At 49.8% G+C, this 25,092-nt stretch carries 25 protein-coding genes and 2 riboswitches; of the genes, 14 read left to right on the forward strand and 11 right to left on the reverse strand.

Annotation, left to right across the window (positions count from 1 at the left end; translation table 11 throughout):
• Positions 1-16: 16 nt before the first annotated feature.
• Positions 17-586, reverse strand: a complete 570-nt coding sequence (locus tag D2910_RS07810; RefSeq protein ID WP_117313028.1) for a GNAT family N-acetyltransferase — start codon at positions 584-586, stop codon at positions 17-19.
• A 90-nt stretch (positions 587-676) separates the two neighbouring features.
• Here D2910_RS07810 and D2910_RS07815 point away from each other — a divergent pair, with 90 nt between their 5' ends.
• A complete protein-coding gene (locus D2910_RS07815) occupies positions 677-1,273 on the forward strand; it encodes a histidine phosphatase family protein (protein ID WP_117313029.1) in 597 nt (198 codons plus the stop codon).
• Here the strand turns inward: D2910_RS07815 and D2910_RS07820 are convergent.
• The 3 genes from D2910_RS07820 to D2910_RS07830 all read right to left on the reverse strand — a co-directional run bounded on the left by D2910_RS07820 (position 1,243) and on the right by D2910_RS07830 (position 4,095).
• Complete coding sequence (locus D2910_RS07820; protein WP_240633576.1) at positions 1,243-1,650, reverse strand: GNAT family N-acetyltransferase; 408 nt, start codon at positions 1,648-1,650, stop codon at positions 1,243-1,245. The two genes, D2910_RS07815 and D2910_RS07820, sit on opposite strands and share 31 nt — an antisense overlap.
• A complete protein-coding gene (locus tag D2910_RS07825; RefSeq protein WP_117313030.1) occupies positions 1,640-2,476 on the reverse strand; it encodes a PP2C family serine/threonine-protein phosphatase in 837 nt (278 codons plus the stop codon). Before D2910_RS07825 ends, D2910_RS07820 begins: the two co-directional genes overlap by 11 nt.
• 569 nt (positions 2,477-3,045) lie before the next feature.
• A complete protein-coding gene (locus D2910_RS07830; protein ID WP_117313031.1) occupies positions 3,046-4,095 on the reverse strand; it encodes an NAD(P)/FAD-dependent oxidoreductase in 1,050 nt (349 codons plus the stop codon).
• Between the two features lie 132 nt (positions 4,096-4,227).
• On the opposite strand from D2910_RS07830, the gene D2910_RS07835 reads away from it, so the two are divergent.
• The 4 genes from D2910_RS07835 to D2910_RS07850 all read left to right on the forward strand — a co-directional run bounded on the left by D2910_RS07835 (position 4,228) and on the right by D2910_RS07850 (position 8,014).
• Positions 4,228-5,019 carry an ABC transporter ATP-binding protein gene (locus tag D2910_RS07835; protein WP_117313032.1) on the forward strand — a complete coding sequence of 264 codons (792 nt, stop codon included), beginning with the start codon at positions 4,228-4,230 and terminating at the stop codon, positions 5,017-5,019.
• Between the two features lie 5 nt (positions 5,020-5,024).
• A complete protein-coding gene (locus D2910_RS07840; RefSeq protein WP_117313033.1) occupies positions 5,025-5,945 on the forward strand; it encodes an iron-hydroxamate ABC transporter substrate-binding protein in 921 nt (306 codons plus the stop codon).
• A gap of 66 nt (positions 5,946-6,011) precedes the next feature.
• Entirely contained in the window at positions 6,012-7,010 is a 999-nt protein-coding gene (locus D2910_RS07845) for a FecCD family ABC transporter permease (protein WP_117313034.1), read from the forward strand.
• Complete coding sequence (locus tag D2910_RS07850; RefSeq protein ID WP_117313035.1) at positions 7,007-8,014, forward strand: FecCD family ABC transporter permease; 1,008 nt, start codon at positions 7,007-7,009, stop codon at positions 8,012-8,014. Before D2910_RS07845 ends, D2910_RS07850 begins: the two co-directional genes overlap by 4 nt.
• 463 nt (positions 8,015-8,477) lie before the next feature.
• Here D2910_RS07850 and D2910_RS07855 read toward each other — a convergent pair whose 3' ends face one another.
• From D2910_RS07855 to mtnK, 7 genes are all read right to left on the reverse strand, one after another.
• Positions 8,478-9,071 (reverse strand): flavin reductase family protein, encoded by a 594-nt coding sequence (locus D2910_RS07855; RefSeq protein ID WP_117313036.1) that lies wholly within the window; start codon positions 9,069-9,071, stop codon positions 8,478-8,480.
• A gap of 64 nt (positions 9,072-9,135) precedes the next feature.
• The gene (locus D2910_RS07860; protein ID WP_117313037.1) at positions 9,136-10,140 is read right to left on the reverse strand and encodes an EAL domain-containing protein; all 1,005 of its coding nucleotides are present in this window, start codon (positions 10,138-10,140) and stop codon (positions 9,136-9,138) included.
• A 147-nt stretch (positions 10,141-10,287) separates the two neighbouring features.
• On the reverse strand, positions 10,288-11,325 hold the full coding sequence (locus D2910_RS07865; protein ID WP_117313038.1) for an ABC transporter permease: 1,038 nt from the start codon (positions 11,323-11,325) through the stop codon (positions 10,288-10,290).
• Positions 11,249-12,784: a sugar ABC transporter ATP-binding protein gene (locus D2910_RS07870; protein WP_117313091.1), complete on the reverse strand. Its 1,536-nt coding sequence runs from the start codon at positions 12,782-12,784 to the stop codon at positions 11,249-11,251. Before D2910_RS07870 ends, D2910_RS07865 begins: the two co-directional genes overlap by 77 nt.
• 76 nt (positions 12,785-12,860) lie before the next feature.
• Complete coding sequence (locus D2910_RS07875; protein ID WP_117313039.1) at positions 12,861-13,946, reverse strand: sugar ABC transporter substrate-binding protein; 1,086 nt, start codon at positions 13,944-13,946, stop codon at positions 12,861-12,863.
• A 330-nt stretch (positions 13,947-14,276) separates the two neighbouring features.
• Positions 14,277-15,320: an S-methyl-5-thioribose-1-phosphate isomerase gene (mtnA, locus tag D2910_RS17020; protein WP_205854594.1), complete on the reverse strand. Its 1,044-nt coding sequence runs from the start codon at positions 15,318-15,320 to the stop codon at positions 14,277-14,279.
• A 3-nt stretch (positions 15,321-15,323) separates the two neighbouring features.
• Entirely contained in the window at positions 15,324-16,502 is a 1,179-nt protein-coding gene (mtnK, locus tag D2910_RS17025) for an S-methyl-5-thioribose kinase (protein ID WP_205854595.1), read from the reverse strand.
• A gap of 77 nt (positions 16,503-16,579) precedes the next feature.
• Positions 16,580-16,734, reverse strand: a riboswitch (SAM riboswitch).
• A gap of 818 nt (positions 16,735-17,552) precedes the next feature.
• Positions 17,553-17,662: riboswitch (SAM riboswitch) on the forward strand.
• Positions 17,663-17,739: 77 nt separating this feature from the next.
• Here mtnK and mtnW point away from each other — a divergent pair.
• The 9 genes from mtnW to D2910_RS07925 all read left to right on the forward strand — a co-directional run bounded on the left by mtnW (position 17,740) and on the right by D2910_RS07925 (position 24,613).
• Positions 17,740-18,954, forward strand: coding sequence for a 2,3-diketo-5-methylthiopentyl-1-phosphate enolase (gene mtnW, locus D2910_RS07885; protein ID WP_117313040.1), 1,215 nt, complete (start codon positions 17,740-17,742; stop codon positions 18,952-18,954).
• A 2-nt stretch (positions 18,955-18,956) separates the two neighbouring features.
• Entirely contained in the window at positions 18,957-19,622 is a 666-nt protein-coding gene (locus tag D2910_RS07890) for a 2-hydroxy-3-keto-5-methylthiopentenyl-1-phosphate phosphatase (protein ID WP_117313041.1), read from the forward strand.
• Positions 19,619-20,248 (forward strand): methylthioribulose 1-phosphate dehydratase, encoded by a 630-nt coding sequence (locus D2910_RS07895; protein WP_377280274.1) that lies wholly within the window; start codon positions 19,619-19,621, stop codon positions 20,246-20,248. Before D2910_RS07890 ends, D2910_RS07895 begins: the two co-directional genes overlap by 4 nt.
• 25 nt (positions 20,249-20,273) lie before the next feature.
• Positions 20,274-20,807, forward strand: a complete 534-nt coding sequence (locus D2910_RS07900; protein WP_084243507.1) for a 1,2-dihydroxy-3-keto-5-methylthiopentene dioxygenase — start codon at positions 20,274-20,276, stop codon at positions 20,805-20,807.
• A gap of 180 nt (positions 20,808-20,987) precedes the next feature.
• Positions 20,988-22,346 carry a magnesium transporter gene (mgtE, locus tag D2910_RS07905; protein ID WP_117313092.1) on the forward strand — a complete coding sequence of 453 codons (1,359 nt, stop codon included), beginning with the start codon at positions 20,988-20,990 and terminating at the stop codon, positions 22,344-22,346.
• A 79-nt stretch (positions 22,347-22,425) separates the two neighbouring features.
• A complete protein-coding gene (locus tag D2910_RS07910) occupies positions 22,426-22,836 on the forward strand; it encodes a DUF4395 domain-containing protein (protein ID WP_117313042.1) in 411 nt (136 codons plus the stop codon).
• Between the two features lie 120 nt (positions 22,837-22,956).
• Positions 22,957-23,598 carry an alpha/beta fold hydrolase gene (locus tag D2910_RS07915; RefSeq protein ID WP_117313043.1) on the forward strand — a complete coding sequence of 214 codons (642 nt, stop codon included), beginning with the start codon at positions 22,957-22,959 and terminating at the stop codon, positions 23,596-23,598.
• 16 nt (positions 23,599-23,614) lie between these two features.
• Positions 23,615-23,995, forward strand: coding sequence for a VOC family protein (locus D2910_RS07920; RefSeq protein WP_117313044.1), 381 nt, complete (start codon positions 23,615-23,617; stop codon positions 23,993-23,995).
• A gap of 147 nt (positions 23,996-24,142) precedes the next feature.
• Positions 24,143-24,613 carry a hypothetical protein gene (locus tag D2910_RS07925; RefSeq protein WP_117313045.1) on the forward strand — a complete coding sequence of 157 codons (471 nt, stop codon included), beginning with the start codon at positions 24,143-24,145 and terminating at the stop codon, positions 24,611-24,613.
• Positions 24,614-25,092: the final 479 nt, after the last annotated feature.

Below are 25,092 nucleotides of genomic sequence, written 5' to 3' on the forward strand. Positions count from 1 at the left end.
CGATTTTACCACACGCTTACCGCGAATAAAATTCATCCTTCAGAACCGCATACATCGCCAGATCGACAAATTCCCCTTTGATGATCATGTGTTTGCGCAATACACCTTCACGAATCATGCCAAGTTTTTCGGCGACGCGCTGTGATTGTGTATTGTCCAGCATAATCGGCGCTTCTACTTTGATGAGATCCATTTCCTTGAAGCCGAAATCGATCAGCGTTTCCGCAGCTTCAAGCATCAGTCCTTGCCCCCAATAATGATGGGACAGTGTATAGCCGACTTCCGCCCGCTGCCGTTTCTGCAGCCAGCTGACGAAATCGATGGTTCCGATCATCTTGTTTTCGCTCTTCAACTCGATGGCCCAGGTCAACTTTTTATTGTCTTCATAGCCTTGGCGAATAAAGTTGATAAACTCTCTCGTATCGTCAGTTGTTTGGTGTGCCTGCCACGGCATGAAACGCGATACGGCGGGCTCGGATGCGTATTCGAACATGTCATCTGCATCCGTCATTTCGAGTTTGCGCAATAGTAATCTCTCGCTTTCAATAGTCGGTAATTTTTCGTAAATCATGGTTTTTTCATTCATCCGGATTCCCCCTGTTTGATATTAGCGAGTGCGTCAGTTCCAAAATTGGTTTATTCTATATAGTAGAAATCGTCAAAGGAGTTGGATCGGATGACCACAATCGGCATCGTCAGACACGGCATTACAGAATGGAACGTACTCGGGATTGCGCAGGGCAACAGCAATATTCCGCTGAATAAAACCGGGCGTGAACAGGCCATCGCGTTATCCGAACGGCTGGCAGCCGAAGAGGAATGGGACCTGATCATCACCAGTGATTTGGAACGGGCCAAGGAAACCGCTGAAATCATTGGCGCAAAAATCGGACTTTCCGTCAGCCGTTTTGATGCGCGGCTGCGCGAAATGAGCGGCGGCGAAATCGAAGGCACGACCGAAGATGACCGCATTGCCAAATGGGGAGCCGACTGGCGCTCGCTCGACCTCGGGATGGAAACACGTGAAACGGTGGCCGAACGCGGTGCCGCTGCCTTGCAGGACATCGTGAAAGATTATCCGGGCAAACGTGTCCTTGTCGTCAGCCACGGCGGCTTGATCGGGTTGACGCTCCAATCATTATTGCCGGAGCAATTCACGAAGACCCTGCTCGATAATACCTCGATCACTATTTTGAAAAATGCTGAGGATGCGTGGCAATGCCCGCTCTATAACTGCACCCGTCACTTGGACGGCAAAGTCTTCGCACAATAAAATCGTTCACGGCCTGGGTATTTTTCGCCCAGGCTTTTTATATTGAAGCCGATTTTCCGGTAGAAACCGACGGCATCCACATCTGTTTCAGCAAAGATTTCCTGGACCTCGTGACGTTTGGTGACTTCTTCAATCATCCGGGAACCGATTCCGCTGCTGCGGCAATCGACGCCAACTGCAATATGGCGAATCTCACAGCGCGAAGGGCCTTTCAAGTCGATGCCAATAAACGCCGCTTCACCCATTAGATATAAATTTCGATTCGGATCCTCAATATACCGGGCATATTCCGCTTCCACCTGCTTCTCCGCCATCGCAGAAGCCATCAATTTCTTGAGCTCCAGGCTGGGTTTGGGTGCTGCAGCTTTACTCAACACCCCAACTATCCTCTTTCGTCACAGTTTGCTGATTGCTGGCGTATAGCGGTTTTTCTGCAACATCCACTGTCCAGGTGACTAACGTGACACTGTCTCGCACCCCTTGTTGCTGAACGGTTTCAAGCAAGTTCCGGATGCCAGTTTCTTCATTTATTTCATCAAACTGATCGTAGATAATTGCCGGTTCCTTATAAGGTTCGCCCGGACATTCCGTCAGGCCATCTGTCGCCAATAAGATCTGGTTCCGCCCTTGCCGCAATTCACGCAAGCCGCTGCTGAAGCTCGGCACTGCCTGGGCAAAGCTGTTATTGCGTCCGATCCACTCGTAAAAATGACGCTGATTCAGCTGATATTGTCCCATTGCCGCAAGTTCTGGATGAAATAGATAGAGCAGGCAATCGCCGACCGAAAACCAATACAAGTGCTTGCCTTTGCGGATCGTGATCAAACACGCGGTTTCACCCTGTATCTCCCGGCACGTCGCGAGGAAATCCTTTTGCCGAAAAATCCGCAGCAGCAAAGCCTCGAGACTCTGAAAAAATTCAAAGCTGACGTCCATGGACAAGAACGATCTGATCTCTTCCTGATGCGCGAGGAATTGCTCCATCACCACTTCGGCGCTTTCCGCCGTATCATGTGCATCCATGATCATCGCCAATTCCCAGTCCTCTTCCGGATTCGCCCAAGCCAGACAAGCATCCTCGTTCTTCGTCTGCCCCGCTGCCGAATTGCCGCCAAACCGCCCGATCGCCATCTTCTGCATCTTCCATATATCCGGCCGATCCACAAAATGCTCCTCGCTGCCTACCCAGTCAAACTCCTCCATCAACCCCACATCCTCTTTTTAATATTCTTACAATTATAGAACATCTGCCAGCGACTGGAAAACTTTTTCGGGATTTATGTGAATAAAATCGGTGGGGATGTGGCTGGTTTGTGATTGGGATGCGGGTTGATTGGCTTGGGGTGCGGCTTGGATCGTGTGAGGTGCGGGTTGAACCGTTTGGGGTGCGGCTTGACTCAGTTGGGGTGCGGTTATTCCCTTTTGAGGTGCGGAAATTAGCTTGCGAGGTGCGGTTTTCTCCATCTGGGGTGCGGTCAGCAACTATTCAAAGCTGGAATGTTAAAAAGAGAATTACAACTTGAAATATTTAACAAATTATTTATTCTAGTTGCGCGATTTCACAATTTAGTTGCGGTTAGATTCAATTTAGTTGCGCTTAAACTTAGTTGCGGTCCCCTAACCAACCCCAACCCCTATTTTGAAAAAGCCGCCACTGCCGCGGCAGCTTCCCAAAGACTGGAGTTTTTCGCACCGCGAAAAACATCCGCTCCACGCTTTTGAACTCGACTCCATCTTCAAAGAAAAAAAGACGGCCCCAGAGGCCGCCTCCCTTAACTCATCATCTGTTTGACCAATTCTTTGTTGCGCTTCTTGAAGATTTCATTGTGCGACGAGACCATGGCGATTTTATTGGCGTCGGGCTGGATGTAGCTTTTCGCCTGGTTGACGGCGTTGGCTGCGTCCTGGAATGTGCCGGCGATGAGATTGAGTTTGCCGGGATGCTGGAGGATATCGCCGGCGGCAAAGAGGCCATCGACCGATGATTCGCTTTTAGGCGTTCCCGCAATATAGTAATCATCCGCAATCTCAATATCCAAAGGGCTGTTGCCGAGCAAGCTGATGTCGCGCTCATAGCCGTGGTTGATAATGACTTCATCTATAGGAAGCAGGATTTTCTCCGCAGTTACCCGATTGGTCAACTCAACGAGCTCGATGGCATCGCGGCTGTCTGAAGCGATCAACCGGCTGATGGATGTATTCAAATAACACACGACAGAACTCCCGTGCAATTGGCTGACCTGGGCTTCGTGCCCTGCCAGCGCATCTTTCCGGTAGCTGACGAATACTTTGTCGGCAATCGGCTCGAGCTCATTGGCCCAGTCGATGGCCGAGTTGCCGCCTCCTGAAATGAGGACGGTCTTCCCTTTGAAACGTTCGAGCGATTTGACGGTGTAATTAAGATTGGATACTTCAAAGCGCTCGGCGCCTTCAATCTCCAGTTTCTGCGGATTGAGGATGCCGCCGCCGACTGCGACGATCACCGTTTTGGAGAAATGGATCTGGCCGGACGAGCCTTCCAGCCTGAACAAGCCATCCTCCTGTTTCTCAATGCTTTGGACTTTCTCATTGAGAACCACTTCCGGGTTGAATGTCAGTCCCTGCGCCACCAATTGGTCGATCAGCTTAGCACCCGGCATCGGCGGCTGACCGCCCACATCCCAGATCATCTTCTCGGGATAAACGTGGATTTTCCCGCCCAGGCGCGGCTGGAACTCGATGATTTTCGTTTTCATTTCCCGAAGGCCGCTGTAGAAAGCTGAATATAATCCTGCTGGGCCTCCGCCGATAATGGTGACGTCAAAAACTTCTATTTCATTCATTAGAATCATCCTTTTCTCTTAAGTTGACCGTTGACAATGACATGCATCCGCCTTATAGTATTGATTGTACTGAAAATGATAATCGTTATCAATTAGTTTCTCATTTAATTTTCAAATAGGAGGTTTTACTATATGGTTCGCCTGTTCGCTGAGCATCTGGATATCAGCTATGGAGACCGTGCGATCGTAAAAGATTTATCGCTGTCCATCCCCGATAAGAAAATCACCACCATCATCGGCTCGAATGGCTGCGGCAAATCCACTTTACTAAAAGCCCTGACACGCGTCATTCCCCATCAGTCCGGCAGCATCGTGCTTGACGGCGCTGATATCGCCAAAGAAAATACAAAGAAGCTCGCCCGGAAAATTGCTATTCTCCCGCAGACTCCGGAAAACGCGCCAGGTTTGACCGTCGGTGAATTGGTGTCATACGGCCGCTTCCCTTATCAGAAAGGCTTCGGACGCCTGTCAGCCGAGGACCATGACATCATCAACTGGGCACTCGATGTGACCGGTACACAGTTCTTCAAATATCATCCGGTGGATGCCTTATCGGGTGGCCAGCGCCAGCGCGTCTGGATCGCTATGGCACTCGCCCAGGAAACGGAAATGATTTTCCTGGATGAACCGACTACATACCTTGATATGGCCCACCAGCTCGAAATTCTTGAGTTGCTGCAGAAGCTGAATGAAGAGCAGGAACGCACCATCGTCATGGTCCTGCACGATTTGAATCAGGCCGCACGTTTCGCCGACCACCTGATTGCCATGAAGAACGGTGAAATCATCAAAGCCGGCGCATGCCATGAAGTCATCACTGCCGATGTCTTGAAAACCGTCTTTCGGATTGATGCGGAGATTGGAATGGACCCAAGAACGCAGAAACCGATTTGCATCACCTATAACTTAATCAAAGGAGCATAACCATAATGAAGAAATTAACATTCTTGCTGATTTTATTGGCTGCTTTATTCCTTGCAGCGTGCAACTCAGAGTCAACGGAAGAAAAAGATGAAGCTTCGGCGGAAACGACGCCGGAAACGATTACATATGAATCAGAAACAGGACCGATTGAAGTTCCTGCAGATCCACAGCGTGTCATCGTCTTATCGACTTATGCAGGAAATGCCATGGCGCTTGATGTGCCACTGGTCGGAGTGGATTCCTGGTCTAAGATGAACCCTCGATTTGAAGAAGAATTGGCGGATGTGGAAGAAGTTGCCGAAGATGACCTCGAGAAAATCATTGAATTGGACCCCGATTTGATCATCGGTTCGTCCACTATGAAAAACATTGATAAGTTGAACGAAATCGCACCGACAGTCACGTTTACATACAATAACGTGGATTACCTGACGCAGCATCTTGAAATCGGTAAAGTTGTAAACAAAGAAGAAGAGGCTCAAGCCTGGATTGACGATTTTAAAGAACGCGCGCAAACTGCCGGCGAAGAAATCCGTGCTGAAATCGGTGAAGACGCAACCGTCTCGGTCATCGAGAACTTCGATAAACAAATTTACGTGTTCGGCGACGCCTGGGGCCGCGGAACGGAAATCCTTTATCAGGAAATGAAATTGAAAATGCCGGCGAAAGTGGAAGAAATGGCTTTGAAAGACGGCTACTACGCGTTGTCACAGGAAGTTCTGCCTGAATACATGGGCGACTACGTGATCTTCAGCAAAGACTCTGAACAGGACAATTCGTTCCAGGAAACAGATGTCTACAAAAATACGGAAGCCGTGAAAAACGGCCATGTCTTTGAAGCGAACGCCAAGGAATTCTATTTCAACGATCCGCTTTCACTGGATTACCAATTGGAATTCTTTAAAGAGAACTTTTTAGCTCAATAAAAAAGAAAAGGAATTCCTGGATCCTCGGGAATTCCTTTTTATCCTTAACAGAAATGATGATGCCTTATGCCGACAAAATTCAATTTCTTTGCCAAGATGCTCGCGGCGGTCGCCGTTTTCGTGCTGACGTTTACAGCCGCCATCGCTTTTGGCGCAGCCGATATCGGCTTGAACGATATCCGGCTCGCCCTCTTCTCAAACCTTACAAACGATGCAATTTCAGTGATTCGTGAAATCCGCCTGCCGCGTGAACTGGCGGCTGTCCTGGTTGGCGCGGCGCTTGCTGTGTCCGGCGCCATCATGCAGGGGATGACACGCAATCCGTTAGCGGACCCGGGTCTTCTTGGCCTGACTGCCGGAGCCAATGCAGCACTTGCGGTAACACTCGCCATGATTCCCGCTGCCAATTATTTCGGCATCATGGTCGCCTGTTTTATTGGCGCAGCTGTCGGCGGTGCGTTGGTATTCGGCCTTGGCTCAATGAAAAAAGGCGGCTTCTCGCCTTTCCGGATTGTGCTGGCAGGTGCTGCCATCTCCGCTTTCCTTACTGCCGTTGCAGAAGGGATCGGCTTATACTTTAAAATTTCAAAAGACATCTCCATGTGGACGGCCGGCGGCTTGATCGGCACGACATGGGGCCAGCTGCAGACGATTACGCCGTTCATCTTGATTGCGATGGTGGTTGCGCTGCTGTTGTCACGCCAACTTTCCATCCTGAGTTTGAGCGAGGAAGCGGCAATCGGCCTCGGCCAGAACACCAACCGCACCAAAGCGCTGCTGTTTGTCGTCATCACGGCTTTGGCAGGTGCCGCTGTCGCGCTTGCCGGAAATATGGCGTTTGTCGGCTTGCTCGTCCCGCATATCGTGCGCGCTATCGTGGGCGTTGACTACCGGCACATCATCCCGATGTCCGCTGTGGCTGGTGCGATTTTCATGCTGTTCGCCGATCTGCTCGGCCGAACGATCAACGCGCCTTTTGAAACGCCGGTGGCGGCAATCGTCGCCATGCTCGGCTTGCCATTCTTCCTGATCATCGTCCGTAAAGGAGGCCGCGCATTCACATGATTCAGTCAGCTTTGATAAAAAAACAGCGTCTCTTCTTTTTCACACTGCTCGGGTTGATTTTGGCGACAGCCATCATCAGCGTCGGTGCAGGTTACTCATCCATGGGATATGACCGTATTTTTGCCGCGCTTATGGGTCAAGGCACGTTCAAGGAAAATTTCGTCCTGTTCTCCATCCGCATGCCGCGCATCCTGATTACGGTGCTTGCTGGTATGGCGCTCGCCTTGTCCGGTGCGATCCTGCAAAGCATTACGCGCAATGACCTGGCAGATCCAGGCATCATCGGAATCAATTCGGGTGCCGGCGCTGCAATCGCTTTGTTCTTCCTGTTCGTGCCTGTCGAGGCAGGTTCGTTCGTTTATCTATTGCCATTAGTCGCTTTTGGCGGCGCTTTGCTGACGGCGATATTGATCTACCTGTTCTCTTATCAGAAAGAGACAGGGCTTCAGCCAATCCGGCTGATTCTGACAGGCATCGGCTTTTCGATGGCGCTGTCCGGCGTCATGATTGTGCTGATTTCATCCGCTGAACGCGAAAAAGTGGATTTCATCGCCAATTGGCTGGCCGGCAATATCTGGGGTACAGACTGGCCGTTCATCCTGGCGCTGCTGCCGTGGCTATTGGTGCTCATCCCGTTTGTCCTCTATAAAGCCAATCGCTTGAATATGCTCGGACTCAGCGAACCGGTTTCGGTCGGCTTGGGTGTCTCCGTCGAAAAAGAGCGCATCACGATGCTGCTCGCTGCCGTCGCGTTGGCCGCTTCAGCTGTTTCCGTTACGGGCGGCATCGCCTTCATCGGCCTGATGGCGCCGCATATCGCGAAAGCATTGGTCGGTCCGCGCCACCAACTATTCCTGCCACTTGCGATTCTGATCGGCGGCTGGCTGCTCTTGCTGGCGGATTCCATCGGCCGCAATCTGCTCGAGCCGTCCGGCATCCCGGCAGGCGTCATGGCCGCCTTGATCGGCGCACCTTATTTTGTTTATTTATTGATGAAGAAATGAAATATGCGGGGAACGCAGCCAGCTTGGTGAGCTGGCTGCGTTTTTTGGTTTGGGGTGCGGGTTGAATCGGTTGGGGTGCGGGTTGAAGCGTTTGAGGTGCGGTTATTCGTTTGCGAGGTGCGGAAATCGGCTTACGAGGTGCGCTTCTCTCCATTTGAGGTGCGGTCAGCGATTATTCAACGCTGGAATGTTAAAAAGCAGACGATAATTCGAAAAATTTTCCACATCTTTTCTTTCAGTTGCGCGATTTCATCATTTAGTTGCGCTTAAACCCATTTTAGTTGCGCTCACCCCAAAACCACCCCCCAATTTGAAAAAGCCGCCACTTCCGCGGCGACTTCCTTAAAGACTGGAGTTTTTCGCACAGCGAAAAACATCCGCTCCTGCTTTCGAACTTTGCATAACCCGATATAAAAGAAAAAGGCCATGCCGGAAAGCAGCGCTTTCCGGCATGGACCCTTAGTTAATCCGGCCGCTTCAACGAAAACATTTCGCCTAGTTTGGCGTAATTCGTACCCGCCAGGCGGCTGACCGGCTTCAAGGCATCCGCATTGATGCGGCCGTTTTCATATATTGCTTCGTCGACATGAATCCGGACGATCCTGCCGATCAGCAGATCCGTGTTCGGCAAGTCGATCGCCTGGTGAAGGACGCATTCAAAACGGACTTTGGACTGCTCCACAGCCGGCACATCGATTTCCTCACTGTCGACCAGCGTCAGTTTGGTCACATCGATCTCGCTTTCATTTGGCGGCAGCGATGCCGCGGTTTCATTGACTTCGAAGACATTTTCTTCGTCGACGATGTGAACGACGAATTCTTTGCCCGCCAGCACATTGCGCGCAGTATCTTTTTTGTCGTCGCCTTTGCGCTGAACGGAAACGGACAGCATCGGCGGATTCGACGACACGATATTGAAGTAGCTGAAAGGCGCCGCGTTCACAATTCCATCTTCGGATTTGCTTGTGACGAAAGCAATCGGCCTCGGTATGATCGTGCCCACAAGCAATTTGTAATTTTCGCGTTCTGTCTGTTGATAAGGATCAAAGCTCAGCACAGCCACCACTCCTTTTCATCCAGTTTACCCGAAACGCTTTTTATTGCCGCAGGAAATGCTCACTTTAAACTGGAACTGTCGCAATTCCTTGCGGCTCTTTTGACGGTTTGCCGAAATAATAACCCTGGAATAGTTCATAGCCCTGCTGTTTAAGCCATTCAAAATCCTCTTTCATCTCAATGCCTTCCGCGAGCGGAACCGATCCGATTTCCAGCGCTTTTTTAAGGAAACGCAATGCCGTTTTCTGTTTTTCAGCGTCTTCTGCCACGCCTTCTACATACTGCATATCGAGCTTCATATAATGCGGCTCGAGATCCGCCAGCATCTCGATGGTGCTGTAACCTTCACCCACATCATCCAGCGCGTACTGGAAACCTTTCTTCTTATAGAAAGCGAGGATGTCCCGCAAATGATCGATGTCATCCACTTTTTCCGTCTCCACCACTTCAAATACCAGTTGGCGTGGATCGATGCCCAGTTCGTTGGCCAGATTGATCGTCGAGCGCAGGCAGAATTCAGGCGAATAAATCGAAGTCGGGATGAAATTAATGAACGCTTTCACATCTTTTATTGCAGCAGAATGGCGTACAGCGGCCATGCGGCACACGCGGTCGAGCGCGTAAAGCCGGCTGCGCGATTTGGCAGCGGGGAAGATTTCGTTCGGGTAAATGACCGAGCCGTCTTCGTTATGGAACCGGGCGAGCATTTCATAAGCGAAAATCTCTTCGTTTGCCGTTACAATCGGCTGATAATGGCAGACCAGCAATTCCTTGCGGATCACTTCATCGATCCACTCCGTCTTGAAGACCTGTTCCATTTCACTCAGTTCCTGCCATTCACCTTTATCAAGCCGGAACTGCACTTGCGCCGGTTCCATCAGGTGCAGGCAGAAATCGAGAAATTCCTGTGCGCCCCGCTCCTTCATAAGCAATCTATTTTCTTTCCTTGTAATCTCCATGTCACGTCTTTCCAAGTGGCTGACGACTTTATCCATCAAGGACAGATTCGCCTCGCCTTCCAACTTGATATCAAACCTCAGCTCAGCGACTGAACAATTATTGCATTCCATTGGTCACACTCCTTTTGTACTATACAATTCAGATTACCTTAAATTGCTTAATAAATCTTTATTATTATTCAATTTTTAGATAAAAAAATGCAGAACATCCAATAGTATATCGGCTGTTCTGCTATTATTCTTTATAGTTTATTAAGCTTAACTCTTCGAAAACTTATTCTTCGCATACACATACGTAACCGCAAGCGCTGCGACCAATACTGCCCCTTTGATGATATCGAATGCGTAATACGGCAGGTTCTGAATCGTCAGCCCGTTCAACAGGATGCCGATGACGGCTGCGCCGAAGAACGTACCGAGCGCATTCGGCTTGCCGGCGCCGAGCACCGAATAGCCGACGAAGACTGCCGCTACCGCTTCCATCAGGAGTGGTGCGCCGGCGTCAATCTGGCCGGAGCCGACACGTGCCGTAAACAAGATGCCCGCCATCGAAGCGAAGACGCCGGAAATGATGTACGCCGAAGTCTTCACACGTTTCACGTTGATGCCTGACAAGGTAGCCGCTTCCGCATTGCCGCCGGTCATATAGAGAATGCGGCCCCAGCGGGTATGATTCAAAATCACATACGCCGCCAGCACCATGACGACCATGATCCATACCGGCACCGGAAGGCCGAGCATCTGGCCCTGGCCGATCCACAGGAACGCTTCCGACAATTGGCCGGGAGCCGTGCCGCCGGAAGTCAGCGGCATATTATTGTAGATCGAATAGCCTTCCGTATACGTCCGGTGAAGCCCCGCCACGATATACATCATGCTGAGCGTCGCGAGGAGATCGGGGATGCCGATGACCGTGATGAGGAAGCTGTTGACAAGGCCGACCGCGACACCGATCAGCAGCGGCAATAACAGTACGAGCCACAGGGGCATGTCATACCACACCATCAGTGACGCCGTCACTACGGTCGACAGGGACATCGTCGAACCGACAGACAAGTCAAAGCCATCGACGACGAGCGTAAATGTGACGCCGAGTGCCAGCAGCGTGACGATTGAAATCGACCGCAGGATGTCCGCGAAGTTGCCGTAGCTGAAGAACGCGTCGCTGAGGCTGCTGAAATACAGGATGATGACAATCAGCAGGATAATGGCGCCGTATTTAAACAGGAACTGAACTGCGTTCTCTTTCGCTGAGTTTTTCGTTTGGGGTAAGCTCTTCTTTTCCACCGCTTGCATAGAGTAATATCCTTTCCTGGGTCGCTTCTTGACGTGACAATTCCTTCACGATCTGACCATCGCACATTACCAGAATCCGATCGGAGATGCCGATCGCTTCATGGATTTCACTGGAGAAATAAAGGCAGGCTTTGCCGCTTCCGGCCAGTTCCCGGATCAATTTGAAGATGTCCACTTTTGCGCCGATGTCGACGCCTTTGGTCGGCTCATCGAATAAATAAAGCAGCGAATCGAGGCTCATCCATTTACCGATGGCCACTTTCTGCTGATTGCCTCCGCTCAGATGGACAAGCGGTGTTTCCGTATCGCCGGTTTTGATCTTTAATTTATCGATGATGTCTTCGGCAAATCTGTTTTCCGCTGCTTTATTCATGAACAGCTTGGTCGAGAATTTCCGGAGATTCGGGAACGAGGCATTGGCTCGCAGCGTTTCGTGGACAAACAGCCCTTCTTTCCGGCGTTCCTCGGGAATCAATGCCATCCCTGCCCGAATCGCATCTTCCGGATGCTTGATACGGACCTGTTTTCCCGCGACTTCCACAGAGCCGCTGACTGAACTTGACACCCCGAACAGCGCTTTGGCCAGCTCTGTCTTGCCTGCCCCGACGAGTCCGACAATCCCGACGATTTCACCGGCTTTCACGGATAATGAAATATCCTTCAGCTTGCCGCTGTCCGATAACCCCCGAACTTCCAGCAGATTCTCGCCAGTCGCATGCGTCTGGTACTCCAGTTCATGACTGAGCGTTTCACCCAGCATCGCTTCGATAATTTGCTCGGAATCAGACTCTGCCGTAACGAAAGTGTTTACCCATTTCCCTTCGCGCATCACAGTGATGCGGTCGCTGATTTCGAATACTTCCGGCAGCCGATGGGAAATGAATACACAGCCGACGCCTTCGCTGCTCAATTTTCGGATGACTGAAAACAGTTTGTCCGATTCCGTCAATGATAAGGGCGCTGTCGGTTCATCGAAGATGATGAGCTTTGCCGAATGCACGAGCGCCCGGGCGATCAGCACCAGCTGCTTCTCCGCCAAAGTGAGCGTGCCCGCTTTTCGAGTTACGGCGATTTCCTCCGACTGCAATTGGACCAGCGCTTCTTTCGCCTGCTTGTTGATCTTCTGTTTCGACAACAGGAAATTGCTGCCTGAAGCAAAACTGTCCATCAGGATATTTTCCGCGACCGTCAGATCCGCAACAATGGCCGTATCGACTTCCTGGTAAACGCAATAAATGCCGTGTTCTTTGGCCTGTTTCGGTGAACGCAGGGAAATGACTTTACCGTCCAGCCTGATTTCGCCGCTGTCTTGGCCATAAACTCCTGAAAGAATTTTAATCATCGTGCTTTTTCCCGCTCCGTTTACACCGAGCAAAGCGTGAACTTCACCTTTTTCGAGTTCCAGCTGGCCGTTTTCCAGCGCCGTTACATGGCCAAATCGTTTGCCGATTGCCTGCATGTCCAGTAATTGTGCCACTTCTGCACCCTCCTTTCGCCGAAAGGAGCCGCCCAATTCCGAGGACGGCTCCAATCCTTTATTCCCCTTCCAGTTCACGAAGATCGTCGGTATAGCCTTGCTCGCTTGCTCCCCATCCTTCGATGTGCTCGCTCAACGTTTCAGTTGTCACCGTTTCGTCCGGAAGCTCAGCGGCATCAATGAAGACCGGCTCCAGCACCACTTTCTCCTCCGGCTGTTCGCCGTTGATCAATTGGTACGCGTAACGCACCTGGATGCGTCCGATATCTGTCGGGTCGACTGCGGCCGAAGCCACCCACGGGCTGCCGTCTTTTTGGATCATCTGCAAATCTTCATCGCTCATGTCGATGCTGTAGACTTTGATGTCTGTGCGCCCTGCCTGCTCGATGGCACGGACAGCGCCCTTCGCGAATTCATCCCAAGCCGCCCAAACAGCTGTGATGTCGCCTTCGTTCGGGTATTGCTTCAGGATTGCTTCCATCTGCGCTTGTGTATCAAGCGCTGTATTTTGAGTGGCAGCACCGAATGCCGCTACTTCTTTGATGCCTGGGTTGTCTTTCAAGAATTGCTCATAAGCGATTTGACGGCGTTCCATCGGGGCAAATCCTGCTGTCCAGATTTTTACAATATTCGCTTCGCCGTTATGGTCTTCAGCCAATTTCGTTAACGTCTGTTCCGCCATCAGCTGATCTCCCTGTTCAAGCGAAACCACGCCTTCCACATCAACTCCTGCGTCAAATGCTACAACCGGAATCCCTTTTTCCACCGCTTTTTCGACGCCTTGGTTCAACGCCTCTTTCGTTCCGTGGTCAATCAGGATCGCGTCTGCTCCCTGGTTGATGGCGGCATCCAAATTGGATGCCATTTTCGCCAGGTCTCCTTCAGAGTTGAATACGGTCACTTTGCCGCCGAAGCTCTCAACCTGTTCTTCCACTCCGGCTATGTATTGCGCCGAAAACGTTCCAAGATTCTGCTGCAGGATCAACGCCACTTCCTTGCCCGCCAGCGGATGTTCCGATGCTTCCGACTTTTTATCCGAATCCGTTTCCGCTTCCGTCACCGTCTCGCCTTTCGGCTGGCACGCCGCCAATAAAATACTGATGAACAATAAAGCCCCGATTATTAAAAATGATTGTTTTTTCATGAGTTTTCTCCTTCTTAACTTGCAATATTTTTGTTGTAATCACTATGAATACCGCTTCGGTGCTATGGACAAAGCTCCCGCAATAAGCCGAGAAGAACACTCGTCTTATTGCTCCGCTCAGTCCGGAAACGCACCGTCGCTGAGAGAAGTTTCTAACGATATGGAGCAAAACAGCGGAGACTCCCAGGGGAATAGAAACGGAGTTGGCTTTCCAACTCTGTTTCGAGCGAAGTGCTGAGATCCACTCGGGCGAAGGCTACTGAGTCCGAGTTAGCTCAGTGCAAGCCCCCAGGAAAGCAAAGCTGTTTTGCGGAATATCGATTATATAACTTACTTAACTGTCGCAAACAATTCCGGTATATTTCTTTCATAATTCGGATGAATAATGCCTTTTTCCGTGATGATTGCCGTAATATACTGCGCCGGTGTCACGTCAAATGCCGGGTTGTAGACTTTTGTGCCGTTCGGTGCAACTTGCTGGCCGGCAATATGCGTAATTTCCTTCGCCGATCGCTCTTCGATCGGGATGTTTTTGCCGTTTGGAATCTGCAAATCGAAAGTTGATGCCGGTGCTGCCACATAGAACGGAATTTTATAGGCAGCGGCCAGAATTGCCAGATTGAAGGTGCCGATTTTATTGGCTGTATCGCCGTTTGCCGCAATGCGGTCAGCGCCGACGATGATCGCTTCAACGCCTTTCGCACCGATCGTGTGCGCCGCCATGCTGTCGGTGATCAGCGTCACATCCACACCAGACTGCTGCAGCTCCCAAACCGTCATGCGCGACCCCTGAAATACCGGACGCGTCTCGCAGGCAAAGACTTCGAACTCACGCCCCAATTCCTTCCCGAGATGAAACGGCGCGAGCGCGGTGCCGTATTTCGCTGTCGCAATGGAGCCCGCGTTGCAGATGGTCATCACTCTCGAGCGGCCTTCCAATAGATCGAGCGCATAACCGCCGATTGTCCGGCACGCTTCCTCGTCTTCCTGATGTATGCGTTTCGCTTCTGCTAAAATTTCCGCTTTTGCCGCTGCAAGCGTTTTGGCTGATTGGATCACTTGCTGCAGCCGGCCGATCGCCCATGCCAGATTGACTGCCGTCGGACGTGAAGACGCCAGGTAAACCGCGTCTTTTTTCACGAAATGATGGAAAACTTCCAGTGTTTCCGTATCGTGCTTTTGGGCAGCCAGCGCCAAACCGTAAGCCGCTGTTATGCCGATTGCCGGTGCGCCGCGGACTTTCATGGTAATAATCGCGTCGTAGACATCTTCGATTGTGTTCAGCGCAATGTATTCCGTTTCATGCGGAAGTTTTTGTTGATCGAGAATGATCAATTGGTTGTTGATCCATTGGATCGATAATGGGATTGCCATTCTTTACAGCTCCTTCAAAAGCGCTGTCACATCTTGTATCGATGTGAGTTCACTGCGTTTTAAGATTAATGTCTCCCCGATGCGGAGAGCCTGTTTTTTGGATTCGATGCGCACTGCTGCATCTTCAATGCCGTCCAGGTCTTTGACATGCGCCAAGCCAATGGTGCGGCGGATCAATTCACAGCCGGCAAAACCGAGCGTGTCTTTGAAAACCTTGTCGAGAACGGATTCGCGGTAACCCGGAACCTTCTTGAAATCTTCAATGCCTTCATTTTCCCAAAGCTCTGTGAAACGCGTTTCGAACACCTGCCACGTGTTTTCGATATGGCCGACGATTGTGCCGCGGCCATCGCCGTTCCGCGTGATGCCCTGCGCAATCAGATTGGCAATGAATAAGCCGACATCAAAGCCGATCGGTCCATAAAAAGCGAATTCCGGATCGATGACCTTGGTTTCATTGTCATCAGCGAAAATGCTGCCGGTGTGGAGGTCGCCGTGAAGCAATGCCTCCGCTTCCGTCAAAAAGCTGCGCTTCAATTTCGCCGCTTCGAGTTTCAAACGGTCATTGTGCCAGATGGCTTCGACCGTCTGCCGAAGTTCCGGTTCGAAATCATTTGTCTCGTAATCGAAAAATGGATCCGTGAAAATCAAGTCTTCCGTAATTTTGCAAAGTTCCGGGTTGGAAAATTCAGCGGCCAGCCGCTTCTTCTCAAACGGATGCAACGCGAAGTCCGATGTATGGAATAAAGTCTGTGCCAGATATTCCCCGATATCGTTTGAAAGCTTCGGATACTCTTTTCCTTGGATCAAACCTTCACGCGCAATCGTCAAATGCGACAGATCTTCCATGATCGTATACGCCAATTCTTCATCGGTGCCATACACTTCCGGCACGAGGTCAGTAGCGTATTCACCGTGCTTACGCAACGCCGCAGCTTCAATCGCCGCACGTTTTAAGGTCAGCGGCCAGCTTTCGCCCACCACCTTGGCATAAGGCAGCGCCTGCTTGATAATGACGCCTTTGCCGCTTGCCCGGTCGCTTACCCGGTACACGTAATTCAAATTGCCGTCGCCGATTTCCTGGCATTCCAGATCTGTTCCTGCCGGGAAAAGTCCCGCCGCCAAAGCGATTGCCTCCGCCTCTGTCAATGCATGATATGTGGATATTGCTGTAGTTGTCATGGTTTTTCCTCCTAAAATACAATATAAAAACGCCTCTTTCCCGAAAGAAAGAGGCGCAGAATTAAGAGGTTCCATGCCTCTTATCTTCCAGAAAATAACTTTCTGGTGGAATTAGCACCGTGCCTTGCGGGATTTTCATCCCGGCGCATAAAGCGCCCCTTCTCACGAAGGTATTACGGTCGGTTGCTGGGCGTCATAGGGCCAATTTCCCTCTGCCTGCTCTTGATAAGAGTACTAAGTTTTATATGCGGTTTTTGTTATGAGATGAATCCTATCACGGTTCAGAATAGACTGTCAACAAGAATTTTTGAATTATTTTTCAATTTGCAAAATGGCTGCTCGTCCCATTTTGTATGCTCTTATGAAAGAACTGCTGTGTGGATGGACTGCTTTTGCACCTCCCCCTTTACTTCAAATAAAAACTAAGTCCCTTTTAGCGGAAGTTTTCCGCTCGGCGGAAACTTCCTGGGTTTGTGGGTTTGAAAGGAGCCTTCGCTGGCGGCGAAGGCTTTTCCATTCCTAATTCTTTGGTTTTTGGGGCAGTTTGTCGGAGCTTGTTGAAGTGAGAGGCGGTTTCGGTCGTGATTTCGTCTGTTTTACCGTGAAAATGGTCGCCGATTGAAAATTTCGGTGGTTGCTGATGGTGGATTTGATGAAAATCAGCGATTTCGTATAGGAATTGGATTGTTTGCGTTATGGTTTTCCATTTTCAAGCTACTCTAATTTCCAAATTAAGGGTTTACTATCTGGATACACTGAAATACTGTCCGCATTCTCAAAATACTGTCCGCAAAACGAAAATACTGTCCGGAGCGGCCTGTTTACTGTCCGGAGCCCTTTCCGCCGCCCAAACCAAATCCAAAACCCTGATTGCCTACAGTTTGCTGCGCAAACTGCTGGGTTCGTGAGCGAAGAGCTGCTCACTTCCATCTATGCAGTTTTATCATTGGCATCTCTCCCAAAAAACTTTCTCACAATTCCCTGTTGACAGAATTCTTCGCACGTGGAATAATCAGAATTACTTTATTGCAACAACTAACCGAATATCAATTCTTATTTAGAGCAGGTGGAGGGACAAGCCCTACGAAGCCCGGCAACCGGTCCAGTAATGGACACGGTGCTAATTCTTGCAGCCAGAACGTGTGGCTGAGAAATAAGAAGTCGTTAACGCCCTTAACCTCTTCTTATTTGAAGAGGTTTTTTATTTTTCAGGAAAAGAACTTAAGGAGTGTCACATATGAGCAGATTGACAGCGAGCTATCAGGTATACGGCCAAGCGGGATCATTTGAGAAGAAAGCGGAAGGCATCGCGCTTGGGCTCACGATCGGGTCGTGGACCGACTTGCCGCTTCTCGAGCAAGAGCAATTGAAAAAACATAAAGGCCATGTGGTGTCGGTGGAGGAATTTCCACAAAGCCCTCACCCGCTCAAGCCCGATGCAATCAAAGCGCATATCAAAGTTTCCTATCCAAGCGCGAATTTCTCGGCGGACCTGCCGGCAATTCTGACCACCGTGTTCGGCAAATTGTCGCTCGACGGTGAAGTGAGATTATTGGACATCGATTTTGAAGAAGGTCTGCTCCAACAATTTCCTGGACCGCGCTTTGGCATCGACGGCATCCGGGGATTGCTCGATGTCCACGGCCGCCCGCTCGTCATGAGCATCTTCAAAGGTGTGATTGGCCGGGACATCGATTATTTAACGGCGCAGCTCAGACAGCAGGCACTTGGCGGCGTCGATCTGGTCAAAGATGACGAAATCCTGTTCGACAATCCGCTGACTCCTTTTGAGCAGCGCATCACCGCTGCGAAACAGGTATTGCACGAAGTATATAGCGAAACCGGCCACCGGACGCTTTACGCGGTGAATCTGTCGGGCCGCACATCACAATTACGCGACAAGGCACGAAAAGCCCGTGAACTCGGCGCCGATGCTTTATTGTTCAATGTTCATGCTTACGGGCTCGATGTGCTGCAGGAACTGGCGGAAGACGATGAAATCGCTCTGCCGCTCATGGCGCATCCGGCGTTCAGCGGTGCGTTCACTTCTTCTCCGTTCTATGGTGTCGCAGCGCCGCTTGCACTCGGTAAGCTGACGCGATACGCAGGGGCTGACTTCTCGCTGTTTCCCTCTCCTTACGGCAGTGTTGCCATGGAAAAGACAGCGGCACTGGCTCTCGGCGAACAGTTAACAAATGACAGCCTGTTAAAACCAACATTCCCGGTTCCTTCCGCCGGCATCCATCCGGGACTTGTGCCATTACTCATCAACGATTTCGGCATCGACAGCATCATCAATGCAGGCGGCGGTGTCCATGGACATCCGGACGGCGCAGCAGGTGGCGGCAAGGCGTTTCGCCAAGCGGTCGATGCCGTCCTGCAACAGCAAAGCCTGGAAGACGCAAGCACACAGCAACCAGAATTAAAAACAGCTTTGGAATTATGGGGGTAATTATGAAACAGCCAATCATCTTTTGTGATTTTGATGGCACAATCACAACCAACGATAATTTAATCGCCATCATGAAGCATTTCGATCCGCCAGGCTGGGAACCAATCAAAGACGAGATTCTCGCTCAGACCATCTCCATACGTGAAGGTGTCAAAAAGATGTTTTCTTTATTGCCATCCTCCAAAAAGGATGAAGTCATCGAATACGTGCTTGAGCAGGCGGAGATCCGTGAAGGCTTTGCGGATTTCGTCGCCTATACGAGACAGCACAACATCCCGCTTTATATCGTCAGCGGCGGCATCGACTTTTTCGTCTACCCCCTGCTTGAACCGTTCGGACCGTTCGCAGGCATTTATTGCAACGAAGCGGACTTCTCCGGCGATACCATCCGAATCGATTTCCCGCACGGCTGCGACGACGAGTGCGCGAGCCAAGGCTGCGGCTGCTGTAAGCCGTCAATCATTCGCAAATTACTTGCGGACGGCGGCACGAGCATTGTCATCGGCGATTCGATCACCGATCTGCAGGCGGCAAAATATGCCGACCTTGTCATTGCCCGCGATTTCCTCATTGAAAAATGCGAGGAACTCAATATTCCTTACGAGCCTTTTGAGAATTTCGGGGACGTTACAGAAATCATCGATGCGAAATTAGGGGTGCGGTCATGACGACAGAACAGACATTGACGAAGCTGCAGGAAAAATGGAATGAGTTGGCGGATGTTAAAGACGTGCTTGCCGGGCGCGACTGGTTCATGGGCACAAGCGGCAATCTCGCCATCAAAGTGAACGATGCGCCGCTCCAGTTTCTGGTCACAGCAAGCGGCAAGGATAAATACAAACGGACCGATGAGGATTTTCTCCTCGTCGATGCGGCAGGTGAGCCGGTCGAAGCCACTCACCTCAAGCCTTCCGCCGAAACGCTGCTGCACAGCGCCATCTACAATAAAACCGGTGCCGGCTGCAGCCTGCACGTCCACACCGTTGCCAATAACGTCTTGTCCGAACATTACGGACGCGATGGCAAAATCGATTTCAAGGGACAGGAACTCATCAAAGCATTCGGCTTATGGGATGAAGATGCCGTGCTGTCCATTCCGATCATCGCCAACCACGCTCACATTCCACGGCTGGCGGAAGATTTCGAAGAACACCTGACGGCCGATAAAGGCGCCGTGCTGATCCGCAACCACGGCATCACCGTATGGGGCAAAGACGCTTTTGAAGCGAAGAAATTATTGGAGGCCAGCGAGTTTTTATTTCAATATCAATTGGCATTACTTCAAATAAAATAAACCCAATCAGAGAGGAAGATTATTAATGGCAATCATCAAAATTCAAGGTACAGACGAAACGATCGAAGCGCAAAACGAAGTCGCAGCATTTTTGGAGCAGCAGGAAGTTGTTTACGAACACTGGGACATCAATAAATTGCCGGAACCGCTCCGCGAAAAATTCGATTTGAGCGATGACGAGAAAGAACAGATCCTGCAAGCGTTCAAAGCGGAAATCGACGATATCTCTGAGCGTCGCGGCTATAAAGCGGCTGACGTCATTTCCCTTTCCGATTCGAACCCGAAACTGGATGAACTGTTGAAGAACTTCCAGCGCAAACACATCCATACAGACGACGAAGTCCGCTATATTGTCAGCGGCCACGGCGTTTTCATCATCCAGGGCAAGGACGAGCGCTTTTTCGAAGTCCACCTGACGCCTGGCGATTTGATTTCGGTGCCGGAAAACATCACGCATTATTTCACACTTTCCGATGACCGCAAAGTGGTCGCTGTGCGCATCTTCGTGACGACTGAAGGATGGGTGCCGGTTTATCAGGAAGAAAGCGTGCAGAGCTGAAAGCATGTTAAGTAAATGAAACAGAATCCCGGTGAAGAAGCGCATCGCTTCGGCTCCCGGGATTTTTTGTGTATAAAAAGCTTTTCATCACCGGCGTTTTGGGGGATAGTGTAACAAATGAACACACCGTTTCCGCTTACGGATGCGGCGGATGTTCTGCTGATCCAAGGGGAGATTCTGATGGCATTATTAATGACCGATAACGAAATTACACTGGCCATTGTGCAGTCACTCAAAGAAGGGCGTATCCAGGAATTCCAGGAGGTCATGGATGAACTGCAGCCCTATGATATGGCACAGCATTATCTCCGCATCCCCGGCAAGCACCGCACCAAGTTCCTTCTATATTTAACGACGGAACAATTGACGGAATTGATGGATGAGCTCGACAGCGACGAGCAGCTGGAGATCTTGCATAAACTGGGCATCGAGAAATCCAAAAAAGTTCTCGACCGGATGGATAATGACGACCTCGCTTCGCTGCTTGCCGACATCGAGCCTCATCGCGCCGACGAATTGCTGGCGAATATGAACAGCGATGAATCGACGATTGTCCAGAACCTGATGAATTACCCGCCTGAAACGGCCGGTCGGATCATGAATGACCGCTACGTCTGGATTCCGGGTCATTACACGATCCGGGAAGCCATCGACAAGATCAAGCATTTCATTGAATATGCTGAATTTCTGAACTACCTGTACGTGGTCGATGAGGATCGGCGCCTCGAAGGTGTGGTTTCCTATAAAGATCTGCTGCTCGGCGAACTGGATGAGGAAATCAGCAATGTCATGTACAGCCGTGTCGTAAAAGCCGATGTGCTGACGGATCAGGAAGAAGTCGCCAACCTGATCAGCCGCTATGATTTCGTCTCCCTGCCGATTGTCGAGGGCGATAACCGGCTCGTCGGTGTTGTGACCGTCGATGATGTGATCGATGTCGTGATGCAGGAAGCCAATGAAGATATCGAGAAACTTTCCGCTTCGGGTAAGTCGATCGATTTCAAGACGAAACCGATTGTTGCGGCTTATCGGCGCCTGCCGTGGCTGATCCTGTTATTGTTTATCGGCCTGTTTTCCGGCGGCATCATCAGCCGCTTTGAAAACACACTCGAAACGGTCGTCGCTTTGACTTTCTTCATGCCGATGATCGCGGGCATGACCGGGAACACCGGCACCCAGTCGCTGGCAGTGGTCGTCCGCGGCCTCGTATCGCAAAAACCGAATTTCCGTCAAAGCATCAAACTGATCGTCAGGGAGTTATGGGTCGGCATCATCATCGGCGTGATTTGCGCCGTGCTGATTACAGGCATCGCTTATTTCTGGCAAGGCAGCCTCGTGCTCGGCTTTGTCGTCGGCAGTTCGCTGCTCCTGACGCTCATCATCGGGACCATGGCCGGCACCATCATTCCTTTACTTCTATTCAAATTAAACATCGACCCCGCCATCGCATCGGGACCGCTGATCACCACAATAAACGATATTCTGTCGCTGCTGATTTATTTCGGCATCGCCACAGTTTTTATCACGCAACTGATGTAAAAGGGTTGCGCCAGTTCTATTCCCTTTATTCCTATTAAGTTACTTGGTATAATGAACAAAAGAGTAAAGGGGCTGCATTATGACGATTCCAAAACCGCTTGTCCAATTAAATCAGAGTTTTATCGTATTGTCCGTTATCGCCGGACTGATCTTTTCACCAGCCATTCTTCTGCTGCCTTTTGCAGTGGGTGTCTATACATTGATCACGAAGAAAAATCCGGTCATCAAGGCCGCCAGACCGATTTTGAAGAAGCCGGCCAATGAATATATCCAGGAAGACCGCGACCAGCAATTGTTCAATCAATGGATTGCGACTGTCTGCCTGGGGTTATCATTGGTATTCTTCGCTGCCGGAATTACGGCAGCCGCATATTTCTTCGCCATCATGGTCATGGCAGCAGCCGGCATTGCACTGATGGGCTATTGCATCGGCTGCACCATCCGCTACCGATTGATGATGATGAAGCACAACCGTACACGGACGAATTAAAACTGGACGCCACATTGAAAATGTTTCACTTTCGATGTGGCGTTTTTATATGTCTTTATTTATTTCTTATTCCATAATTCCGAAATTTCGCTATACTGGAAATAATAGGGGGAATTGCTGATGAAATTAGTAAAAGGATCTGCTGAAGGTTATAAAGGTTACGGAGTCCCTTATCTGATGATTAGGCAGGAAGAAGCTTCGGACCGCCTTGCTGTAATGCTGCCGGGTGCAGGGTATACGAATCAGGCACCGCTGTTCCATTACGCGACGGATATTTATCTGCAAAAAGGCTATGATGTTTTAAATGTAAATTACCGTTACAACGATGACTTTTACGATGACTTCAGTATGGAAGAATTGAGCGAAGCCATCCGCTTTGACGTGGCGAAGGTCATCGGCCAGGTGATTGCCGAATCTTCCTATAAGGATTTCTGCCTTATCGGCAAATCGCTCGGCACTATCGCGTTGGCGTCCGAATTGCAGCGTCCGCTGTTCCGGGATGCAGCCGCTATCTGGCTGACGCCGCTCATCAAACGGCCGGATGTTTTTGACGCGATGCAGACTCTCCCGAACCGGGCACTCGGTTTTATTGGCGATGAAGATCGGGTTTATGATGCAGAGCGCTGGAATGAATTAAATAAGAATCCGCAGATGACGCTGCAATTGGTGCCGGGCACCGAACACAGCCTGGAGATTTCCGGAAAGACCCTCGCTTCCATCGACATCATGAAAGACATCATGGCAGAAATCGAGAAATTCTAAAAGGAGGACAATATTAATGACTACAACCGCTGTGCAGAAAATCAGTCAAATCGGCGTGCCTGTGAAAGATATTGCACGGGCGATCGACTTTTACAAAGAACAACTGGGCCTGTCCCTCCTGTTCAACACTGATACGATGGCGTTCTTCGACTGCGGCGGCTTGCGCCTGATGCTGAGCCTGCCGGAAAAAGAGCAATTCGCCCATGCCAGTTCGGTGCTCTATTTTGATGTGACAGATATTGACCTCAGCTACGCCGACTTTCAAGCGCGTGGCGTCGAGTTCAGCGGCCCTCCCCATTGTGTCGTCAAAAACGGTCCCGCTGAAACGTGGATGGCGTTCTTTGAAGACACCGAGGGAAATACGCATGCTTTGACGAGTGATAAGATTGCTTCATAGCGATGAAAAAGTCCGGACTGTAAATTTGTCCGGGCTTTCTTTGTTAAAATCCATTTCTTCCGAAAATAGTCTGAATATTTATGTTACAGTTAGTTTATATGCATATAGATGAGTTAAGGAAACGGTTGGATTTAAAGGGGAGATAAAATGGAAGAAACGCAATGGGATTTACGGGAAGTTAAGATCCTAAAAAAGAAGCAGTTACTCCAATACAATCTTGCGATGCTCCTGCTGTTTGTATTGCTAAATTACTTTATGGAATATGGACAGTTCTATCTCTTCATAGGAATTTTTTATGTCCTTGTTGTAATTTTGGCAGCAAGTATAGTGTACAATTTAAAAACAGGAAAATTTATCGGTACAAAGACAAGCAAACGTGTTCAGGAGTTTGATAAAGCTCGCTTAGGAGAGAAACGTTGGAAACGGCGAAAAACATTGGAAGCAGCCTTCGGTGTTGTTCTAACAGTTTTTATTACGATATTCATATTTACAACAGATTTCAATAATTCAGGAATGAATTATTCTTCAGCTGCCTTTCCATTTATCGGTGCTTGGATCGGCTATAATGTAGGAGAGTTTGTGAGAATGAACACGTTAACAGACCCAGCAAAAAATTGAGCTTAAACCATTGATCAAAATGACAAAGATAAAAGCAAGAAACTTCAGTTCATCCAACTGAAATTTCTTGCTTTATTTTTGTTATACGATGTTTTCTGATAAAAGCTTGAGAGAAATGATATTTCCACTTTCATGGATATACTGTCTGTTATGAGTCGAATACTGTCCATTAATCGATGTTTACTGTCCATTTCAACAAGAATACTGTCTGTTAACCATGAAATACTGTCCATTACATATTGAGAGCGGGATTTACCGTATCAAAGAATGAAAAATCAGCAATTTATTTTCCAATATTTGGACTTACTTTCCAAATCACCTTGAATACTTTCCAGTTCCTCATTTCAATTTAACACCGATTTTATTGTATAATATTACCACCAAAAACTTAACCCTCTCCATAAAACATACTAAGATTAGTAGGACGAACCAAGGCATTGGTTTATCCTACTAATTTTTTTATAGTAGAGGTGAAGCGG

Source organism: Planomicrobium okeanokoites, from assembly GCF_003428875.1.
Taxonomy (GTDB): domain Bacteria; phylum Bacillota; class Bacilli; order Bacillales_A; family Planococcaceae; genus Planococcus; species Planococcus okeanokoites.